Annotated in this window: 22 protein-coding genes and 1 pseudogene; 8 read left to right on the top strand and 15 right to left on the bottom strand. The window is 55.8% G+C overall.

The features are described from left to right. Window positions 1–14 precede the first annotated feature (14 nt). From NX775_RS23150 to NX775_RS23085, 14 genes are all read right to left on the bottom strand, one after another. Entirely contained in the window at window positions 15–206 is a 192-nt protein-coding gene (locus NX775_RS23150; RefSeq protein WP_370660616.1) for a ribosome modulation factor, read from the bottom strand. Between the two features lie 28 nt (window positions 207–234). Next, entirely contained in the window at window positions 235–456 is a 222-nt protein-coding gene (locus NX775_RS23145) for a hypothetical protein (RefSeq protein ID WP_258838125.1), read from the bottom strand. A 184-nt stretch (window positions 457–640) separates the two neighbouring features. Then, window positions 641–1,129, bottom strand: coding sequence for a hypothetical protein (locus tag NX775_RS23140; RefSeq protein WP_258838124.1), 489 nt, complete (start codon window positions 1,127–1,129; stop codon window positions 641–643). A gap of 10 nt (window positions 1,130–1,139) precedes the next feature. After that, window positions 1,140–1,367, bottom strand: a complete 228-nt coding sequence (locus NX775_RS23135) for a hypothetical protein (protein ID WP_258838123.1) — start codon at window positions 1,365–1,367, stop codon at window positions 1,140–1,142. 15 nt (window positions 1,368–1,382) lie between these two features. Continuing rightward, window positions 1,383–1,601: a DUF7706 family protein gene (locus NX775_RS23130; protein ID WP_258838122.1), complete on the bottom strand. Its 219-nt coding sequence runs from the start codon at window positions 1,599–1,601 to the stop codon at window positions 1,383–1,385. 95 nt (window positions 1,602–1,696) lie between these two features. Further along, window positions 1,697–1,948: a hypothetical protein gene (locus tag NX775_RS23125; RefSeq protein ID WP_258838121.1), complete on the bottom strand. Its 252-nt coding sequence runs from the start codon at window positions 1,946–1,948 to the stop codon at window positions 1,697–1,699. Between the two features lie 17 nt (window positions 1,949–1,965). After that, window positions 1,966–2,247, bottom strand: a complete 282-nt coding sequence (locus tag NX775_RS23120) for a hypothetical protein (RefSeq protein ID WP_258838120.1) — start codon at window positions 2,245–2,247, stop codon at window positions 1,966–1,968. A 518-nt stretch (window positions 2,248–2,765) separates the two neighbouring features. Next, window positions 2,766–3,029 (bottom strand): hypothetical protein, encoded by a 264-nt coding sequence (locus NX775_RS23115; RefSeq protein WP_258838119.1) that lies wholly within the window; start codon window positions 3,027–3,029, stop codon window positions 2,766–2,768. 8 nt (window positions 3,030–3,037) lie between these two features. Continuing rightward, a complete protein-coding gene (locus NX775_RS23110) occupies window positions 3,038–3,409 on the bottom strand; it encodes a hypothetical protein (protein WP_258838118.1) in 372 nt (123 codons plus the stop codon). Between the two features lie 33 nt (window positions 3,410–3,442). Then, window positions 3,443–3,715 (bottom strand): putative molybdenum carrier protein, encoded by a 273-nt coding sequence (locus NX775_RS23105; protein ID WP_258838117.1) that lies wholly within the window; start codon window positions 3,713–3,715, stop codon window positions 3,443–3,445. Window positions 3,716–3,731: 16 nt separating this feature from the next. Further along, window positions 3,732–4,073, bottom strand: coding sequence for a hypothetical protein (locus NX775_RS23100; protein WP_258838116.1), 342 nt, complete (start codon window positions 4,071–4,073; stop codon window positions 3,732–3,734). Between the two features lie 17 nt (window positions 4,074–4,090). Beyond that, window positions 4,091–4,483, bottom strand: a complete 393-nt coding sequence (locus NX775_RS23095; RefSeq protein WP_258838115.1) for a hypothetical protein — start codon at window positions 4,481–4,483, stop codon at window positions 4,091–4,093. 68 nt (window positions 4,484–4,551) lie between these two features. Continuing rightward, window positions 4,552–4,827, bottom strand: a complete 276-nt coding sequence (locus NX775_RS23090; RefSeq protein WP_258838114.1) for a HigA family addiction module antitoxin — start codon at window positions 4,825–4,827, stop codon at window positions 4,552–4,554. Window positions 4,828–4,842: 15 nt separating this feature from the next. Next, the gene (locus NX775_RS23085) at window positions 4,843–5,121 is read right to left on the bottom strand and encodes a type II toxin-antitoxin system RelE/ParE family toxin (protein ID WP_258838113.1); all 279 of its coding nucleotides are present in this window, start codon (window positions 5,119–5,121) and stop codon (window positions 4,843–4,845) included. Window positions 5,122–5,261: 140 nt separating this feature from the next. Between NX775_RS23085 and NX775_RS23080 the strand changes: the two genes are divergently transcribed. Then, a complete protein-coding gene (locus NX775_RS23080; RefSeq protein ID WP_258838112.1) occupies window positions 5,262–6,245 on the top strand; it encodes a hypothetical protein in 984 nt (327 codons plus the stop codon). Between the two features lie 464 nt (window positions 6,246–6,709). Here NX775_RS23080 and NX775_RS23075 read toward each other — a convergent pair. Continuing rightward, window positions 6,710–7,402, bottom strand: a pseudogene (locus NX775_RS23075) (IS6 family transposase). Between the two features lie 180 nt (window positions 7,403–7,582). Here NX775_RS23075 and NX775_RS23070 point away from each other — a divergent pair. From NX775_RS23070 to NX775_RS23040, 7 genes are all read left to right on the top strand, one after another. After that, on the top strand, window positions 7,583–7,981 hold the full coding sequence (locus NX775_RS23070; RefSeq protein WP_258838111.1) for a hypothetical protein: 399 nt from the start codon (window positions 7,583–7,585) through the stop codon (window positions 7,979–7,981). Window positions 7,982–8,233: 252 nt separating this feature from the next. Then, window positions 8,234–9,553: a GTPase-associated system all-helical protein GASH gene (locus tag NX775_RS23065; RefSeq protein WP_258838110.1), complete on the top strand. Its 1,320-nt coding sequence runs from the start codon at window positions 8,234–8,236 to the stop codon at window positions 9,551–9,553. A 143-nt stretch (window positions 9,554–9,696) separates the two neighbouring features. Further along, window positions 9,697–10,509, top strand: coding sequence for a TRAFAC clade GTPase domain-containing protein (locus NX775_RS23060; protein WP_258838109.1), 813 nt, complete (start codon window positions 9,697–9,699; stop codon window positions 10,507–10,509). A gap of 3 nt (window positions 10,510–10,512) precedes the next feature. Beyond that, window positions 10,513–11,349 carry a TRAFAC clade GTPase domain-containing protein gene (locus NX775_RS23055; protein ID WP_258838108.1) on the top strand — a complete coding sequence of 279 codons (837 nt, stop codon included), beginning with the start codon at window positions 10,513–10,515 and terminating at the stop codon, window positions 11,347–11,349. Between the two features lie 4 nt (window positions 11,350–11,353). Next, entirely contained in the window at window positions 11,354–13,843 is a 2,490-nt protein-coding gene (locus NX775_RS23050) for a GAP1-N1 domain-containing protein (protein WP_258838107.1), read from the top strand. A gap of 26 nt (window positions 13,844–13,869) precedes the next feature. Continuing rightward, a complete protein-coding gene (locus NX775_RS23045; RefSeq protein WP_258838106.1) occupies window positions 13,870–14,970 on the top strand; it encodes a caspase family protein in 1,101 nt (366 codons plus the stop codon). A 331-nt stretch (window positions 14,971–15,301) separates the two neighbouring features. Then, on the top strand, window positions 15,302–15,628 hold the full coding sequence (locus NX775_RS23040) for an H-NS histone family protein (RefSeq protein WP_258838105.1): 327 nt from the start codon (window positions 15,302–15,304) through the stop codon (window positions 15,626–15,628). The last annotated feature ends 500 nt before the right edge of the window (window positions 15,629–16,128 follow it).

The raw sequence follows: 16,128 nt of genomic DNA, 5'->3' as shown, positions 1-16,128 counted from the left end.
GTGTTTTCCTCGGGTCAGGCAGCGTTGGCAGATGCCCAGCAATCGGCATCGGCTTCCTGCCAGCCTTCAATCCACGCTTGCCGCATCTGTGCATCATCCTCGCCATACGGGCAGCTCGTGCGGGCGGCGCCGCCGAAGTAGCAGGCGTTGTAGCCGGCTCTTTGATCCGTTGCTTGCCGCCGTTGGTGAACGCGACCAGGTTGAATGGAATTTTGTTCATGGGTCAGTTTTCCTTTAGAACTCTGGCAGTACAGCCGGCTTGAATTGCAGGGGCAGTTCGGGATCAGGAAACGACAGTCGATGCGTCATCGCCTCGCCGACGTAGACGATCAGCTTGTCGCCTTCCAGCAGAGCACGTGCCGACATCAGCGCAGCCTCAGGCATGCCGGCGATGCGGCCGTAGGCCCAATACCAACCCGGCGCCGTCGGCCAGGTAGCAGAAGTAGTGCTCATCATTTTCCTCGTTCGCCGGCACCGTGCCAGCTCTCAATGCGCCAGGCCCGTCATGCGGGCCATGGATGCTGCTGTGCGGGTTTTCCATGGTCATGCGCTGAAAGCGCGTGCTGACCGTAACCGGGCTCCCCCGCCGCCTGTGCACAAGGGTTAGCGGCCCGGTGCGATGTGTTTGTATAGCTGACCGTTATTGCACGCTGGGAGCTTGTCCAAGCTGCCTAATCGCCGCTCCAATCTCCTCCTGAAGACGCAGGCCAGTATCAACAACCAAATTATGTAGGTCACTGGCACGTTCGGCGTCGCGAGCATTTACTGTCGCCGCACCGTTAGATGTAAACGTCGCGATTTGAGAACGTAAAGATTCGTCTGCCACTCGGGACGCTAACAAGGCTACGTTCCTGAACGTCTGCCTCATAATTTCTTCATCAGGACGGTGTACTTCAAGTGCCGGCCAATTTGCCAGGAACGTCATCGATACCATACGAACTAGACTGTTGATTTCACCCTGTAGCTGGAGCAGGTTCTCACGCTGGAACTGCTGCTCTCTGATTCTGAGGTCGTGTTCTGCTGTCCGTCGATGAAGTTTTTCAGTGTTCCTTGCAGAGATCATCGTTGTCGTAACGCTGACAAGCGCGCCGACCACAGTTCCAATGAAACCCCATACGGCTGCATCCATGATTTTTCCTTCACCAGTCGGCGCCGTGCATCGAGCGCAAGATCGCGCCAGTCGGTTTAGCGAATTTGTATGGAATGCGGTAGCAGTCCAGGTAATGCTCAATCTGTGGCCATTCGAGATCGGAACAAACTTTTTCGGCAATGTGCGGGGTGGCTGCGCCACTGCCAAATGCACCGATCAATGACGACGGCAACGAACTGGCATCTTGTACAGCCAGCTCTAAAGTAACTGTGCTCATGTGTTTTCCTCTGATCTAACGTGGTGCGAAGCCAGCATCAGCCAGGGCTTTTCCCACGGCCATGACGCCAGCTTGCATTTGGTAGGCGCGTTCCTCGGCCTGCTCGTGGGAAAGATGAGGCTCAACGAATTGAGCAAAGGTATCGAGGGTCGACCGCTTCGCAAATTGCGCCAGCTGGAGCGCAACAGCTTCATCAATCGTGATGGTCAAAGTAACTTGTTGGTCTGCGCTCATAAGCTCTTTCCAGGGTTTCGGGATTGGCACCATGCCGGCGCTCTCATTGCGTCCGGCCCGTCATGCGGGCCGTGGATGCTGCTGTGCGCGTTTTCCTAGCTTCGAAGGTACCGATCCCGCAGCTCCATGAACCCTGCAGAATCTCGGGTCAAGTTGTAGCCTTCCGGGAGATCGCGTGCGATGCCACCAGAGCCCCAAAGCACGTCCCGTTCCGCGCCATGTTCGTTTGTCTCGACTGTTCCGCGGAACTTATCGATCGGATCGAGCAGCCGGAAATACTCGACCACCGCTGGCATGCCAGCTTCGGTCACTGTCCGCAGTGGCGGAACGATCTTAATTTCTTTCATTGCCTTTCATTTGGCGCTCACTCAGAACGTTCAGGCCATTTGACGAAGTACACATAGCGGCCGATCAACCAGATTGCGGCCAGGATCGAAAGCCCGCTCCCAGATAGAAGGAAGAGGCCAACCGTAGACCGCACTGGTTCAACCAGGGCCGAGAATTGCCCGGCACCGTCGCTATCGATGCCAGCCACCAGAAAGGCCAGGACCAGCAGGAACAAGGCCAGGAAGCCGTACCCTATAGCTTTGCGCTCCGATCGCTTCAGTAACGCCACACAGGGGTCAATAGAGTGTTTGTAGCCCATACCTAAACCTTCCGATGTGTGCAGTTCGGACCGCACTCATCCGCTAATACGTACATAAAAATCTCATGTTCCGGTAGGTCGCCGTAGGCTTGTCTGATGCGCCTAAATCGTAGCGTGGAAGAGACGGTTTCCAGAGCATCGCAGCGGCCGTTCTTGCACCGCGCCTCGTGTCCTTCTCTGCACCCGGTCCAGGCCTCGACAGCATTGCCCACAGTTTTTCCTCTGCCTTAGCGCTTTGCCTTACGGGCCAGGTCGAGTACCTGCTGCAAGACTGGACCGACACTCATTCCTTTGCGGGTCGCGCCGAGTAGTAGACGGTGCGCACCCACAACGCCGGATTGGTTCGGGCTGACGATCACACCAGCGTGGCCAGTGGTCCCTACGTCGGACAAGTTACTTTTTGCGGTCTTGGTCATAGTGTTCTCATGGTTGCGGGGCAGGCACTGTACCTTCCCTTTCAATGACATCGCCGCGTCGAGCGCGCCATTGGTACTGCTAGGCGTTTTCCGAGATTAGCCCTAGACAAGCTTGCCAAGCTTTACGCTGCGCTCTTTAGTGAGCCAGCGGTAAGCAAAGACATCGCCATTCTCGATCTGAACACAATCGTACATGCCGATAGCACGGCTTTTGTCCACCGTTATATCGAAACTGAGGACGGTCGGCTTACCACTCTCATCCAAGATTTCATACACCGGGGCGACGCCGGCTGGTCGAGGTCCGTCTATAGCACGAACATTCAACGAAACTTCACGCTGGTCAGCGGTTTCAAAGCTCAAATTCATCACTTTTCCTAGGTGCAGATTACAGTCGGAACACGCGCGTCTAAATTTTCTAGCTCGGCGTTAGCGACCATATTGGCTAGTAGATCGGAAACTTGACGACGATAGCTTTGCGTATCGGGGTGGATACAGTCCCTTGGGATATTGACCGGCTGCGTCCAGAAGAAACCCACCACCAACCACCTGTCGCTCTGACCAGGAATAAGGATCGATTCTTGATCCGGGTGAGGCTGCAGGTCGCTTGTTCGGCGAGTATGAAAACCCACGTGCACTGCGAAGTACTGAGGTGGATTAAGCGCGCTTTCCGGTGCTGGACCTTCGAGGTGGATCGTCGCGCTCCCTCCACCCCGATTCCAGTTGAACTGAACAATTTGTAGCTTCATGATTTTCCTCGTTCGCCGGCACCATGCCGACTTTCAATGGGCCAGGCCTGTCATGCGGGCCTTGGATGCTTCTATGCGCGGTTTTCCTTGGTCAAAGAGCGCGAGGCCGTGACGCTCGGCCAAGTCGTTCGCATACTGGTCGAAGTCAACCAAAGTGCCAGTGCTGTCGCGAACTACCCAACGCCCAGCCATCGGATTGCCTTGCGGAGTCTCGCAGAACTCGCGCTTCATGGATAAAGAGCCGTCTGCTGCACGGAACTCACCATCGCTTAGGCGCTGCATCACACGCTTCATGGACAGGCTCATCTAGGCAGTTCTCCTATCAAATCGGTTTATAAAATGCGACACCGTCCGCGCCAGCCTTTACGACGACAAAATCCTGTGACCAAAGATCCAAGATTCCAAATGCACCGTTTTTATTGATGTAAAGCCAATGTCCGAGTTGAGGGACACGAATTGAACCGTCATCAAATTTTTTAACCTCTTTAGCTGTTAACGGATCGATTTTCCACGGACTCGTCTCGGCCTGCTCTGCTGCTTGGACTGCAGCTGAAATATTTGACCAAGCCATCTGAACGCTAGATGCTGCCGCTGCACCCTTAATCGAATTAAGAAGACGCTGAATTCGGGCCTCGACCTCCGGAGAGCGCTTATGCTCTGTCATAAGATTTTTCCGCTGAGTTAGTTATACACAACCTGCACTGACATTCCGGTTTCTTCACGAAGACGCCGGATGACCGACATGTGCAGCGTGGTTTGTTGCTCGTTCAACTGACCGTTGACATAAATAGGCTTGCCTGCCCGGACCAGTGCGACGAGTTGCGAATAGATGTCGACTTCGTTTTGACCACCGTTGTCGATCGAATCCGCTGGACCGCTGCTGGCTTTTCCGGCAACGACTTGCTTGTAGCGACGCTCGAACTCATCAAATTCACTCATGTCGAAGATGAAGCCGCCGAGCGGGGTGTACCCCAGGATTTCTTGACAAACCACGTAGAACACGTCGTTCGGATTCCCGTTACTATGTTTGTTAATCGACTGACGGATCTGCTCGTCCGTGTACTGTTTGCGCATACTTTTCTCTCAATCAACGGCATCCGGCCGGATCGGGGGCGCCGTGCGGCACCAGGTTGTTTTCCGCTCTACGCGGCGATACGTTCAATAGCTGGCCGTTTGGCCTTTCCAGCTTGATGCAGATCGTACTGAAGTTGCATGCCTGCCCAAAGCTCGGGGCTAGTCCCGAAGGCTGCGCCAAGGCGATATGCCATGTCTGGCGAAACACCGGCTGCACCAGTCACGACGCGCTGAAGTGTCACACGGCCGACACCGAGTCGAGAAGCCGCCTCTGTCACGGTCATGTCCCCCAGGTACTCCCGAAGAACTTCGCCAGGATGGGGAGGATTGTGCATACGAGTCATAATGTCCCTCTGTTGTCAGTGATAATCAAGATAGTCAACGAGAATCGCATCACTACCTTCAAATGCGAAAATCATTCGCCAGTTTCCGTTGACCGTGATTGCCCAATGTCCTTTCAGGGCACCCTTCAACGGATGCAAACCCCACGACGGAGCCGACAAATCCTCTGGCCGGATTGCTTGGTCGAGAGCGGCCAACTGTAGACGCAATCTTGTCGCATGTGCCGCTTGGATTCCAGCCTTGCTCCCTGTCTCAAAGAACCGCTGCAGGCCCTTGTGTCTAAAGGTCTTTATCATAGATTAATTGTAGCGTGTATCGCTACTAGGTACAAGAAGTATTGTTGCTCCTGCGCGGCGGTGAGCTGGTGGAAACCGTTTCCTATCAACGTATCCGCTAAGCCACTCCTATGCTTGCAAATATATATAAAGGAACGGTAATGAACTCTGACGATATCGACGAGCTGCGGCAAATGCGGATTTGCTATGTATGCGTGGACGAGGCCTACCTGTCGAAGGAAATTCAGAACGACGGTGATCCGGTTCAGTGTTCGTATTGCAACGAGATAGTGAACACCTACAGCATTGGTGATGTCGCTGAATGCATCGAGACCGCGTTCGAACAACACTTCTACCTCACAAACCCGAATCCGGACGACGTCCAGCAAATGCTCATGGCGGATCGGGAATCACGCTACGAGTTCTACCGCGATGGTCTGGCGACTGCCGACGCGATCGAGAATGCAGGCGGTTTCCCCTCGGATGCTGCGCGCGTTATCCAAGAAATCCTAGCCGAAAAGCATTCGAGCCGGGAATCTGACGAGATGGGCGAGGAAACCCCGTTCTCGCCAGAGGCCCATTATTCCGAAGTGGATACCAACACTCGCGCTTGGCGAGAGGTGTGGCGGCAGTTCGAACAGTCGCTTCGGACCGAAGGGCGATTCTTTAATCGTGCCGCAGCCGCCCATTTAACCGCGATTTTCGGCGGCATCGACAAGCTCCGTACTACCGAGGACGATTCGTTGGTGGTCGAGGTCGGCCCCGGCTGCAAAATCGATCACTTCTACCGCGGAAGGGTTTTCCAGACCGAGGCGCCTCTGCTTGAGGCTTTGTGTCGTCCAGATCGTCACTTAGGGTCACCGCCGGCGAACTTTGCAGCGGCTGGGCGCATGAACGCTCATTTATTTACGACGGATGGTGAGCGTCATGACACACACCCTAGTGATATTGTAATAGCACGCGCTTTGACTGCCACTCCAGATGCACTGCTGTTGTTCAATTATTCGAACGGAACCTATGAGCGTTGGGCCAACCGACCTGCTGAGAGAGGCTATCCATTTGAGACGCGAGCAGGGAAAAAGGAAGAGGGCATTAGTATTCGCCTGGAGATGGGTCCAGGTGGAAGTGTTCGTGAGGTTAGCTGACGCAGCTGAGTACTACATTTCAACTCTGATTTTCATGCGTCGATCAAAGAAATGAGCAACATACGGTTGCGGGCGTCCGATTGTAAGTCACGTAAAAGGCTTATGAGGTGCAATAACCTCTACAGGCTATTTTTCGTACCGGTCCCAAGATGCCAGCCCAAAGCTGGCCGAATAGAGTCATAAAAAGGGCATACGCCTGGATTGCCTCGAGCATCGCTGTCGTGCGTCTTGCCGTCCGCCGAAGTCTGCACAGTAACAACGCGACCGTTGAATACTACCGAGGACAGCACGTACTGCAGGAAGTTCTCGAGGGCTTGCGCGCTCAGGTCTGGACAGCACGCCAAGGCATGGCCGACCATGCGGACGTGAGCAGCCAGAATCAGGCATGGGACACCGTTACGAAATGGGGTTCTGTCGCGTTGTTGATTAAGCGGCGGTATTTCGTTGAAATGGTACTGTACCGCTCAAACTGGACGGACCATCCCTGCCAACGCGGAAAATTGTTCGGCGAATGACATTGCATCAACGCCGTCGATCGCGAACTGGCCCTTGCGTATCATGTGCATCAACTCAATGCCGGCGAGTACTGAGCCGGCAGCCCGAAACGATTTGAAGTTGAGCATCGGCTTGGTCACACGCTTGATGGCGCGATGGTCCTGCTCGACGATGTTGTTGAGGTATTTAACCTGGCGCACAAGGATTGGCGCGTCGCGGCCGGTGTTGATCGCATCAATGGCCGCCTTGTTGGCGCCGCTCTTGTCCATCGCGACCTTGTTCGGATCCCCATTCGCTTCAATGGCCTTGTCGAAGAAGCGCTTCGCCGCGACTATGTCGCGCTTCGCTGTCAGCAGGAAGTCGGCGGTCTTGCCGTGCTTGTCGACAGCGCGGTAGAGTTATTTCCAGACGCCCTTAACCTTGATGTACGTCTCATCCATGTGCCAGCTGCCCCCGACTGGGCGCTTGTGTTTCCGGGCCATCTTCTCGATGAGAGGCAGAAAACGAATCGCCCACCGGTTGATCGAGGAATGGTGGACCGACACGCCACGCTCTTCCATCATCTGCTCGAGGTGCGGGTAGCTCAGCGGATAGGCCGCATACCAGCGGACGCAGACCAAGATCACGTCAATCGGAAAGCGCATACCTTTGAAGTTGAGCATGTCGATTCATCCAAGTTAGGGCACCGTAGCTTATCCGACTGGCCCTCCGACGTTCGCTAATGCGACAGAACTTGGGCACTCCCTCTATGGAAAGGGCCAAGAAGCAAATCCGCGAAGCCGAAGCAGTGCTGGTTGAGCTTGGTGAACCGTTCAAGCCATACGATTTCAAGGAGACCGAAGATGCCGGCAAATACTGAGCGGGAAATCAAGCTCGCAATTACCCGCATCCGCCATGGAAAGCAAAAGCGCATTGCTGCCGACCGCAAGTTCAGTATTGCAGCGGTCGCCGCAGAGGCGGGAGTTAGCAATGCGACCATTCACAATCGCTATCCCCAACTTGCTGAACATATTCGGAAACTGCAAAAGGAGGATATTAGGTCGGAGTTTACCGCCAGACGATCGGAGAATGACGCGTTGAAGCGGCAGATCAAGGATCTACGTGCTCTGCCGCTGGCAAGGGAAAACGAAGTGAAGAAAATCGCGATAGTCAACCTCCAAATGGCACAGCAAGTAAAATGCCTGAAAGTAGAAGTGGCGTCGAAACGATCGGCGCACAGTAAAATTGTACAGATGGGCTGATCAAATGAGCATGGCACGCGCAAAAGAGAATCTTAAACGACTTCTCGCTGAGACATAGCTTTACCCGGCAAGTTATGGACGGGCAAGCCCATGTGAGTGCTTGCGCGGGAAGCGGTCCAAGTTTCCTTGTTCGGCGACCTCGGTCGCGGAGCTCTGGCTTAAGCATAGGGGCGAACAATGTATATGAAGGATGTATAGTGCAAAAATCACGTATGATATTGCGCATAACAGCAAAGTTCGGGAGGCTAGTGGATGGAACAGGAATTTCTGTTAAGGTTTCTTGAGATTGGAGCTATCGACCTTAAAGGCGATGATTCCAAACTCGGTAGGCTTCGGTCCACGGCCAAAGACCTGTCAATTACTTTGCAAAAGGCACCTTCAAAGACCGCTAGCTTCACGATGGTGGCAGCCGATCCCAATATTTCGGCTACGGATCCAACCGTAGAAGAGGCAATGACATCCCTCCGCAAGCAATGGGAGACTGTAGCAAACGCGTTTTCCGGGCGACCTGTTGGCGTCTTGCGCGCTATCCTGCTAGACGCGATCGTACAGGCAGCTCGTTCGGACGATGCGATCGCCGTCGGTTTCGTTAATTCGGCGCGTAATGCTTTGGCCCACTCCGAGACGGCCGACGAGGCCGAGATTTGGCGCGAAGCAGTTAGCGAAATTGAAACGAAGGTTGATGCACGCGCCGAGGCAGAGTGGGCAACGCCGGAGATGATTACGCTCGAGCCGTTGAAGTACACGCTACCGGCCCCAGTGTCTGTGGACTATGAGGCACCTACTGTCGATCGCAGTGAGCTTCAGGCAAAAATCTTTTCCGCTGCGGGGCCATGGGGGACCAACAATCCGAATCGTTATCACTTCCCGAACAATCCCCAGCCGTGGGCGCAAGATTTTTCCGACAGGATGAGCATCGCCATAGCAGAGGCATTGAACGGGATGGCTAAGGAGCTTGCGCCAGCACCCGTCGATCTCTCTGGCCCGCTGTCTACGCTTGCGAAGGCGGTCACCGCTCACGTTGACAAGGCGTTAGCCAGCTTCAGCGGTGCGACGGCGGGCCTGCAGCGCCGTACGAACCTGCTTTGGTGGAAGGAAGCGCTGTATTCGCCGAGCGCTCATGCGAGCTACCTTGACCTGCCGCGGTTCGAGGCCTCTGCTTTGATGGCCCTCGACCTACACGAACGGGTACCAACCTATTCACCAGCGAGCGTGTCGGCCTTTCTGCGGGAAGCCATTCGCTGTCTTCCGGTTGAAGGAGATGATCAAGGGAGTGGCAGGCGTGACGTCGCTGACCTTTTACGTGAGGCCAGGAGTACTGCGGTTATGCAACCTTTCCGTGCACTGGCTGCTCAGTACGCGCCTGCACCACTTGGCAGAGGCCCGCTACTGTCGTTGATTGGGCACCCGAAGGATTCGGGCGCAATTGAAGCGACAACCCTGCGCGCCTTCGGTGGCGTGGACGCTTCCACCAAGATGACTCCGTCCGAGTGGGGAACGTACCTTTTCCGCGAGCTCCAAGCCGCACGCGCCACCAGCGAAAGCCCAACCAAGCGGGCCAAAAAGAAGTAACGCCCATGGACAGATGCCCCCATCCCAACTGCTTCGCTGACGACAACACTACCTGCTCGCTAGGCCACATTCGGCTCGATATGTGCCCCGAGTGGAAGCACGTCAGCAACAGCGTCGTCCCCCCCCCGTCTGACTCTGACCAAATGCTGCTTCCATGGAACGGCTTGGCGATGGGAGAGTCTGACCTCAACTTCGTCAGCGGCAAGGTCAAGCCCATCACTGTCTGTATCGTCGGCCCGGAAAGCTCAGGTAAGACGACCATCTTGGGTGTCTTCTATCTGCTGCTGGGTCGAGGTGCGTTGACTACTAACGCCAATCCTTTTAGCAACTCATACACGCTGGCGGGTTGGGAGGCTGTAGCAACATGTCTGCGCTGGAAGCCGGGGCAACCCCCGCGCTTTCCGCCCCACACCCCCAGCGGAGCGGCTCGGGCACCGGGCATGCTTCACCTCGGCTTTCGTCGTGAGGATGGATCCCTGCGTGACCTTCTTTTTGCCGATGCGCCTGGAGAGTGGTTTCAGAAATGGGCGATCAACGAGCAGGCTCCCGACGCGGAAGGGGCTCGTTGGATTGCCCGGCACGCAGACGTCACGCTGCTGATTGCTGACCGTCAGGCACTTGCTAGCTCTAAGATGGGGACCGCTAGAAACGATTTTCAGCTGCTTGCTCAGCGTGCAGTAGCCGAGGCCCGAGGACGGCGTCTGGCACTCGTGTGGACCAAGGGGGACGTAGACGTGGCGCCAGCCATGGAGACGCAGATCAGAAAAGCGGTTGCGTCGGTCTCATCAAGCGTCCCAGAGTTCACAGTCAGCGTTTACTCCCGTGGCGAGGTCGACGCTGCACACGGTTTCCGCGAGCTATTTGCCTGGATTCTTTGCACCAAGCGTGCTGTGGTGGATTTGCCCACGACAGAAGCGTCTGCTCACGACCCCCTTTTTCGATTTGGTAGGAGATAGTTGGTGACTTCTCAACGCACCATCTTGTTGGTCGGCGAGTCGAACGCCGGGAAAACTCACTTTGGGGCCCAGTTTTTGAAGCGGCTCATGGTTAAGGGGTGTGCGCTCAAGATGTCGGGTGCTCCAACGAATCTGGAGGCGTTCACTACAGCTCTCAGCTGCCTGACTGAGGGAAAGTCAACCGACCACACGCCTGCCAACGTCTACGTCGAGAGCGTCTGGCCCATTACTGACGAGGCCGGCCGCTACGCCGAACTGGTTTGGCCGGACTATGGCGGCGAACAGGTTCGCAACCTTGTCACGCAGCGCCGGATCCCAGCTGCTTGGCGCGAGCGCGTGCTCGAAGCCACGGACTGGGTTTTGCTCATCAGACTGCATTCGCTTCGGTCCGAAGACGACCTGTTCTCGCGGCCGCTGCAGTCATTTGCTGCGGCCGCGCCCCAAGATGAGCAATCCGGATACGAGCCGTCGGACCAAGCAAGGACAGTGGAGCTACTTCAAATGCTGCTCTACCTGGCGCATTTCCACTTAGACCGTCCGCTTCGAAAGCCGCGCTTAACCATCGTGCTGAGCTGCTGGGATGAGCTTGAAACGACGGAGCTGCCGCCTGACCTCCTGGCATCTCAACTGCCGATGCTGTGGTCGTTCGTGCGTAGCAATTGGGTCTCGCCGATTGTCATCGGCCTGTCCGCTCTCGAACGCGCGCTCAGCAAGACGGACCCGGACCTGGAGTACGCAGCCCGCGGGCCCGAGGAGTTCGGCTACGTGGTGCTACCCGACGGAGTGAAGAACACCGACATTACCCTTCCGATCCAACGCTTGATGGTCGACGGGACCTGAACGAATGCGAGTCGATCAGGCCGTCTATGGCGAGGTCCCAGGCCGCGGTCACGGACTCAGAACATCTAGTTCGGATTCGCCCGTAGCCGCTGCTATCGCATCAAAGCTAGACCTGCCAGATGCAGTGCCGCCAGGAGTCCACGCGTGGTCGCCGTTCGTTCGCGGTTTTCCCATCGACGACCACTACGTTCTTGCTCGCACGTTCGTGGATCCGACTGCATCTCGCGGCGGGATGGTGCTGACTCACGCGCTAATCGTCAGCTTGGACGATATTTGCGAGGTTGGAAGCCTGAGTGGGTTATTTGGCTTGCTAGCACCTTCAGTCACCAATTGCCCTTGTTCGGTAGCAACACTTGAGCTTGACACTGCCGGCAGCATCGACGCAGCTGCCGCTGACTTGATTGGTACAGCCAACGCGTTGACAGTCCAAGGACTAGCTCCCGTTGTCCGACTGGGCGTCGAGGGATTCGAGCACCTTATCGATTCACTGTGGAGGAATTTTTGGCCGACCTTAAGACGAGCCTTTGCGTTCCGGCTAAGCTTCGGTCCGAACGACGTGGTAGAGCAACCCACGCCGGCGCTTGTGTGCACGCCCGAGCAACTCCAAGGTCGCTGGACGAAGCACCGCATAGTCAAGCCTGACGATCAAAGCCCGGCTTCTGAATCCGCGAGGGTCCTCTGCGGCCATCGCGACGTGCAGCCAATCATCGCTCTCGCCAAGGACCTAGGCCTTGAAGTTCATACGCTTAGGGAACTAAGCAGGCTTGAGCGGCTGCACACTCTGCTCTCTGGCAACGACGGCTTCGATGATTTGCTGGCGGCCATACGCTTAGTAGACGGGCTCTCCACTCAACCGACGTTAGGCGCAAGCATCAAGGACGAGCTCATCGGTCGGTTCACTGCCTTAATTCCGAGCTCAAGTTGTAAGCAGCTGCTGCCAATGAGGAATTTGGCGCTCTCTGGTTTTGCCAACACGCGAGCTCTGTGGTCGGCCGTTGAGCTCCTCGTCAGCAACCTCAGATTCGCGCTAGCGGACGATAGCGACTTAATGGAGATGGTCGTTGCGTCAGTTGATGAGAATCTCGCATTGCCGCCTTGGCGCGCTGCGGTGACAGCCGGCTTGTCGACTGTCGCTCGTCGCGACGAGCCCGCCATCTACCAAGCAATCTGGAGATGGGCCGAGCATAGCAAAGCGGCGTTCGTCGCAGCCGTAGGCACCCTGCCGGCTGATGCGGCAGTTGAGCAGCGGCTGGCGGGCAAAGTGCCCAGAAAGCTCAACGTTATCACCTCGGCCGACCTGCTTTCGCCGCTGCTGAAGAAGCGTTGGCTAACCGCGTACGGCGCCACACTAGCTTCGACGTTGCCGCCTCTTGATGCCACAGGTCAGCAACTCAAGGTAGACAAAGATCCAGACCACAGTGATGGTTTGCGGTCGGCCCTTCGGTACGCGAGCCCCTCCCAGACTTTGGAATGCGTTTTCGCGCATAAGGACTCGCGCTTGGTCGGACTGTGCGCAGATATGGCTGCTGCCCATCCTCAAATGCTGTATAACATCCGCTGTGACGACATCACCGAGCAAAAGGTGTGGGGCGTCGCGATTGGCAGGGATTCGACCCTCTGGAACGCTCCTAGCAATGCCATCGGTGTGCGCGATACCGTTGTAGCTCAACTCGCCGAAGGACGGCCAATCGACATGGGATTACTCGAGGCACTGGGACAAACACCCTTGGCTGACCTCAGCGCCACTCCGGAGCGGGCGCGGCTCTGGTCACTTCTGCCCGCATCGCAGCATGACCACTATCTGCGGGCCACCGCAACCGGCTGGCTGGAAGCAGCTGGGAAAGGCGCGCTGCTAGCTCCCCCTGAAGCTCTGCTTGAGCGCGCAATCATCGCTAGTTCGAGCTTGCGGTCCGTGCTTGAACGATCATCGGTGGCGATTAATTCGCGTCTAGCAATCGTTAGTGCCCTTCCGTCGTTCCTGGAAGAGGTGTTCATCACATGGCTGAAGAACCTCTTGAGGGGTGTTCGCAATCTTTCTCATTCGGATTCTGAGCAACTGGGAGCACTTGTGTCATTCCGACGTTGGGAGAACGCGGCCCAATATCTTTCTGAACGACTTGCCGATCATCGTCCAGATCTCATGCCAGGACTACGGCTGTGTGCAGACTTGCTTAGCTTTTATACGCGCTGGACGCTTGGAATCTCAAAACCAACCGTTGCAGAGAAGTGGAATGCCTTCGAGGATGAGGCGCGTGACCTCTATCCGAGCGGTCCGGATAGCGGCGAACTCTGGTCACGCGCCGGAGGCAAGAATTCCGACCTGCCGGGATGGTCTCAAAACGGTGCAGCACGTTGGCACCTTGCATTGAATTTAATCCGTTACGGCGGCCGTCCGGGTACGCGTGCGCTCCTTGCCGTGATGTGCCAAGATTTCCCTTCGAACGAGAAGCTGCGCCTGTATTCCAACGACACGGACATCGTTGGCTGGCGTTGACGTTCCAATATACCCATCCTTGAAACATGAACCCAACTGGCTATCCACAAGGTCACGCACTTCTTATCGGCGTGGCGAACTATCAGCGAATCTCTAGCCTACCTGCTGCGATCCTGAACGACGTCACCGACGTCGCTGCAACACTCTCATCGCCCAACTACTGTGCCTATGCCCCCGCCAACGTCGTCACTCTCATGGACGCAAACGCTACTCGGGCGGCCGTATTAAAGGGTCTTGACGACCTGGCTGCTCGCGCGGACCCTGATGACACAGCCTGCGTGTTTTTCTCCGGCCACGGTGCCGTCTTGGGCAGCCCGGGTAATGAGGATAGCGTGTTGGCGACCGTGGATAGCGACCTCGCTGACATTGAAAACACAACCATTAGCTCGGATGAGTTAGCTGCGGCACTTGCGCAGATTAAGGCGAAGCGGCTACTGGTCTTCATCGACGCCTGTCATGCTGGAGGTGCCGCAATCTCGAAGAGATTGACCGATGGCAAAGGCCACGAGTTCAAGTCTGGCTATACCCAAAACACCTTCGCGAAGCTGGCTGCTGGGAGCGGACGCGCCCTGATGGCGTCGTGTCGTGCTGACGAAGTGTCAGCCGTATTTGTCGGCGCGAGGAACAGCGTTTTCACGACTGTACTGCTGGCAGGTTTGCGCGGAGCTGCCGACAAGAACGCAAGTGGCTTTATCAAGGTCTTTGACCTGTTTAACTACGTCTCCGAGGAGGTGCCTAAGCTAATCCCAGACAACCAGCACCCAATCTTTAAGGCTGACAATCTTGAAGTGAACTTCCCTGTTGCGCTGAGCCACGGCGGGAAGAAATCGCCGTACAGCTCGGAGGCCACGCCTACGGCGAAAGAGAAGGACCCTTGGTCGGTGCTAGAGGGGGTCCTGATCGAGCTCTACCCATTTGGGCCACGGGACCAGGAGGTGTGGAGCCGTGCCGGTGGTGATCTGTCCCGTCTCCAGTTTCATCCTACTGGCCAGGCTGCCTGGCATGCAGCGCTACGTACGCTGAAACAGGGAGGCGGAGGCAGGAACATCAACTTTGGCAGCTTGCTTAGGACAGCGAAGGACGACTTCTCCAACCATCCGCAGTTGGCAATACTCCAGGCGCCGTAAGTATGAACGTTTTTGAATCACCACGGCTTTCCTTGACACCCGAGAGCCGCAGTTGTAACACCAATTTTGTTTCTAGCCTAGCACTAAGCATCGATGCGGTGGTAGTAATGTAACACTCTCACTTACTTACATTTTCCTCGGAAAAGTGCTAGGACGGCACTCATTGATGGCCAAGCGACCGTTTCTCTTTAAGGACGCCAAATTCGCTTGTGCGCAGTCTTAGCGCCGTTCACTCGCTCGAAAAGTCGTGAATACGTTTGATCGGCATGCGCGTAGTAGAATCGCTTGTAGCATTAATTTTTCAAGCACCTAACGAAGAAAGAAGGATAATATGGCCAAGGTAGATCTGTCGGACTATAACCTCAGTGAACTCAAAGGACTGCAGGCAGAGATTGAAAAAGAAATCAAAGCCCGCCAACAACAAGACGTCACCAAAGCACGCGAACAGATTTTTGCTATCGCTCACGGCTTAGGCGTTTCGGTAGAAGAGCTGCTTGCGGATGGTGGAAAAAAATCGAAGAGCAGCGGAAAAAAGGTGCAAGTGCAGTACCAGAACCCAGCTGACAATGCGCAGACGTGGACCGGTCGTGGCCGGCAGCCAAAGTGGATTGCTGAGGGACTCGCTGGTGGGAAGTCGTTAGACGATTTCAGAATTTAACTATCGGTTTTCCCCTACTGCTACATGGAGTATCGCTAAACCTCTGAGCGCTCCAGTATTGTTCAGGGCAAGGCATGGATATCAACATTTTTAGTGGATAACCTTACTGATAAGTTCGTAAAAACCAGCGCCCATGCGGCTTTCAAAGGGGTGCCTGATAATTGGGCAGCCACCCGAATCGACGCTTGTTGCACAGTCCCTCAGACGATAATAATAATTATCATCGAAGGGACCATCCGCCAAAAACGGCCCGTGGGCCGTTTTCATCATCGTTTCGCTGCTTTGCAGCCGTCTCGTTAATGGATCATTACGCGCAGCGCCGGCAACGCAGCACTGTAGCCAGGGCGATGACGACGGCCAGCCAGCGGCAACGCAAGACTACCCGGGTTTCGGAACTTCGACGACAAGTTCTGTAAACTAGGCGGCAGAACGGCTGACGGTAAGATCCAGGATACTCGCGATTCCGCGTAGGCTATATCAGCAGCTCTACCTTAAGAATC

The organism is Massilia aurea, assembly GCF_024753205.1.
Lineage (GTDB): Bacteria > Pseudomonadota > Gammaproteobacteria > Burkholderiales > Burkholderiaceae_D > Telluria > Telluria aurea.
Note: the sequence above shows the minus strand (reverse complement) of the source record. Positions and strands in the feature narration are given on the sequence as shown.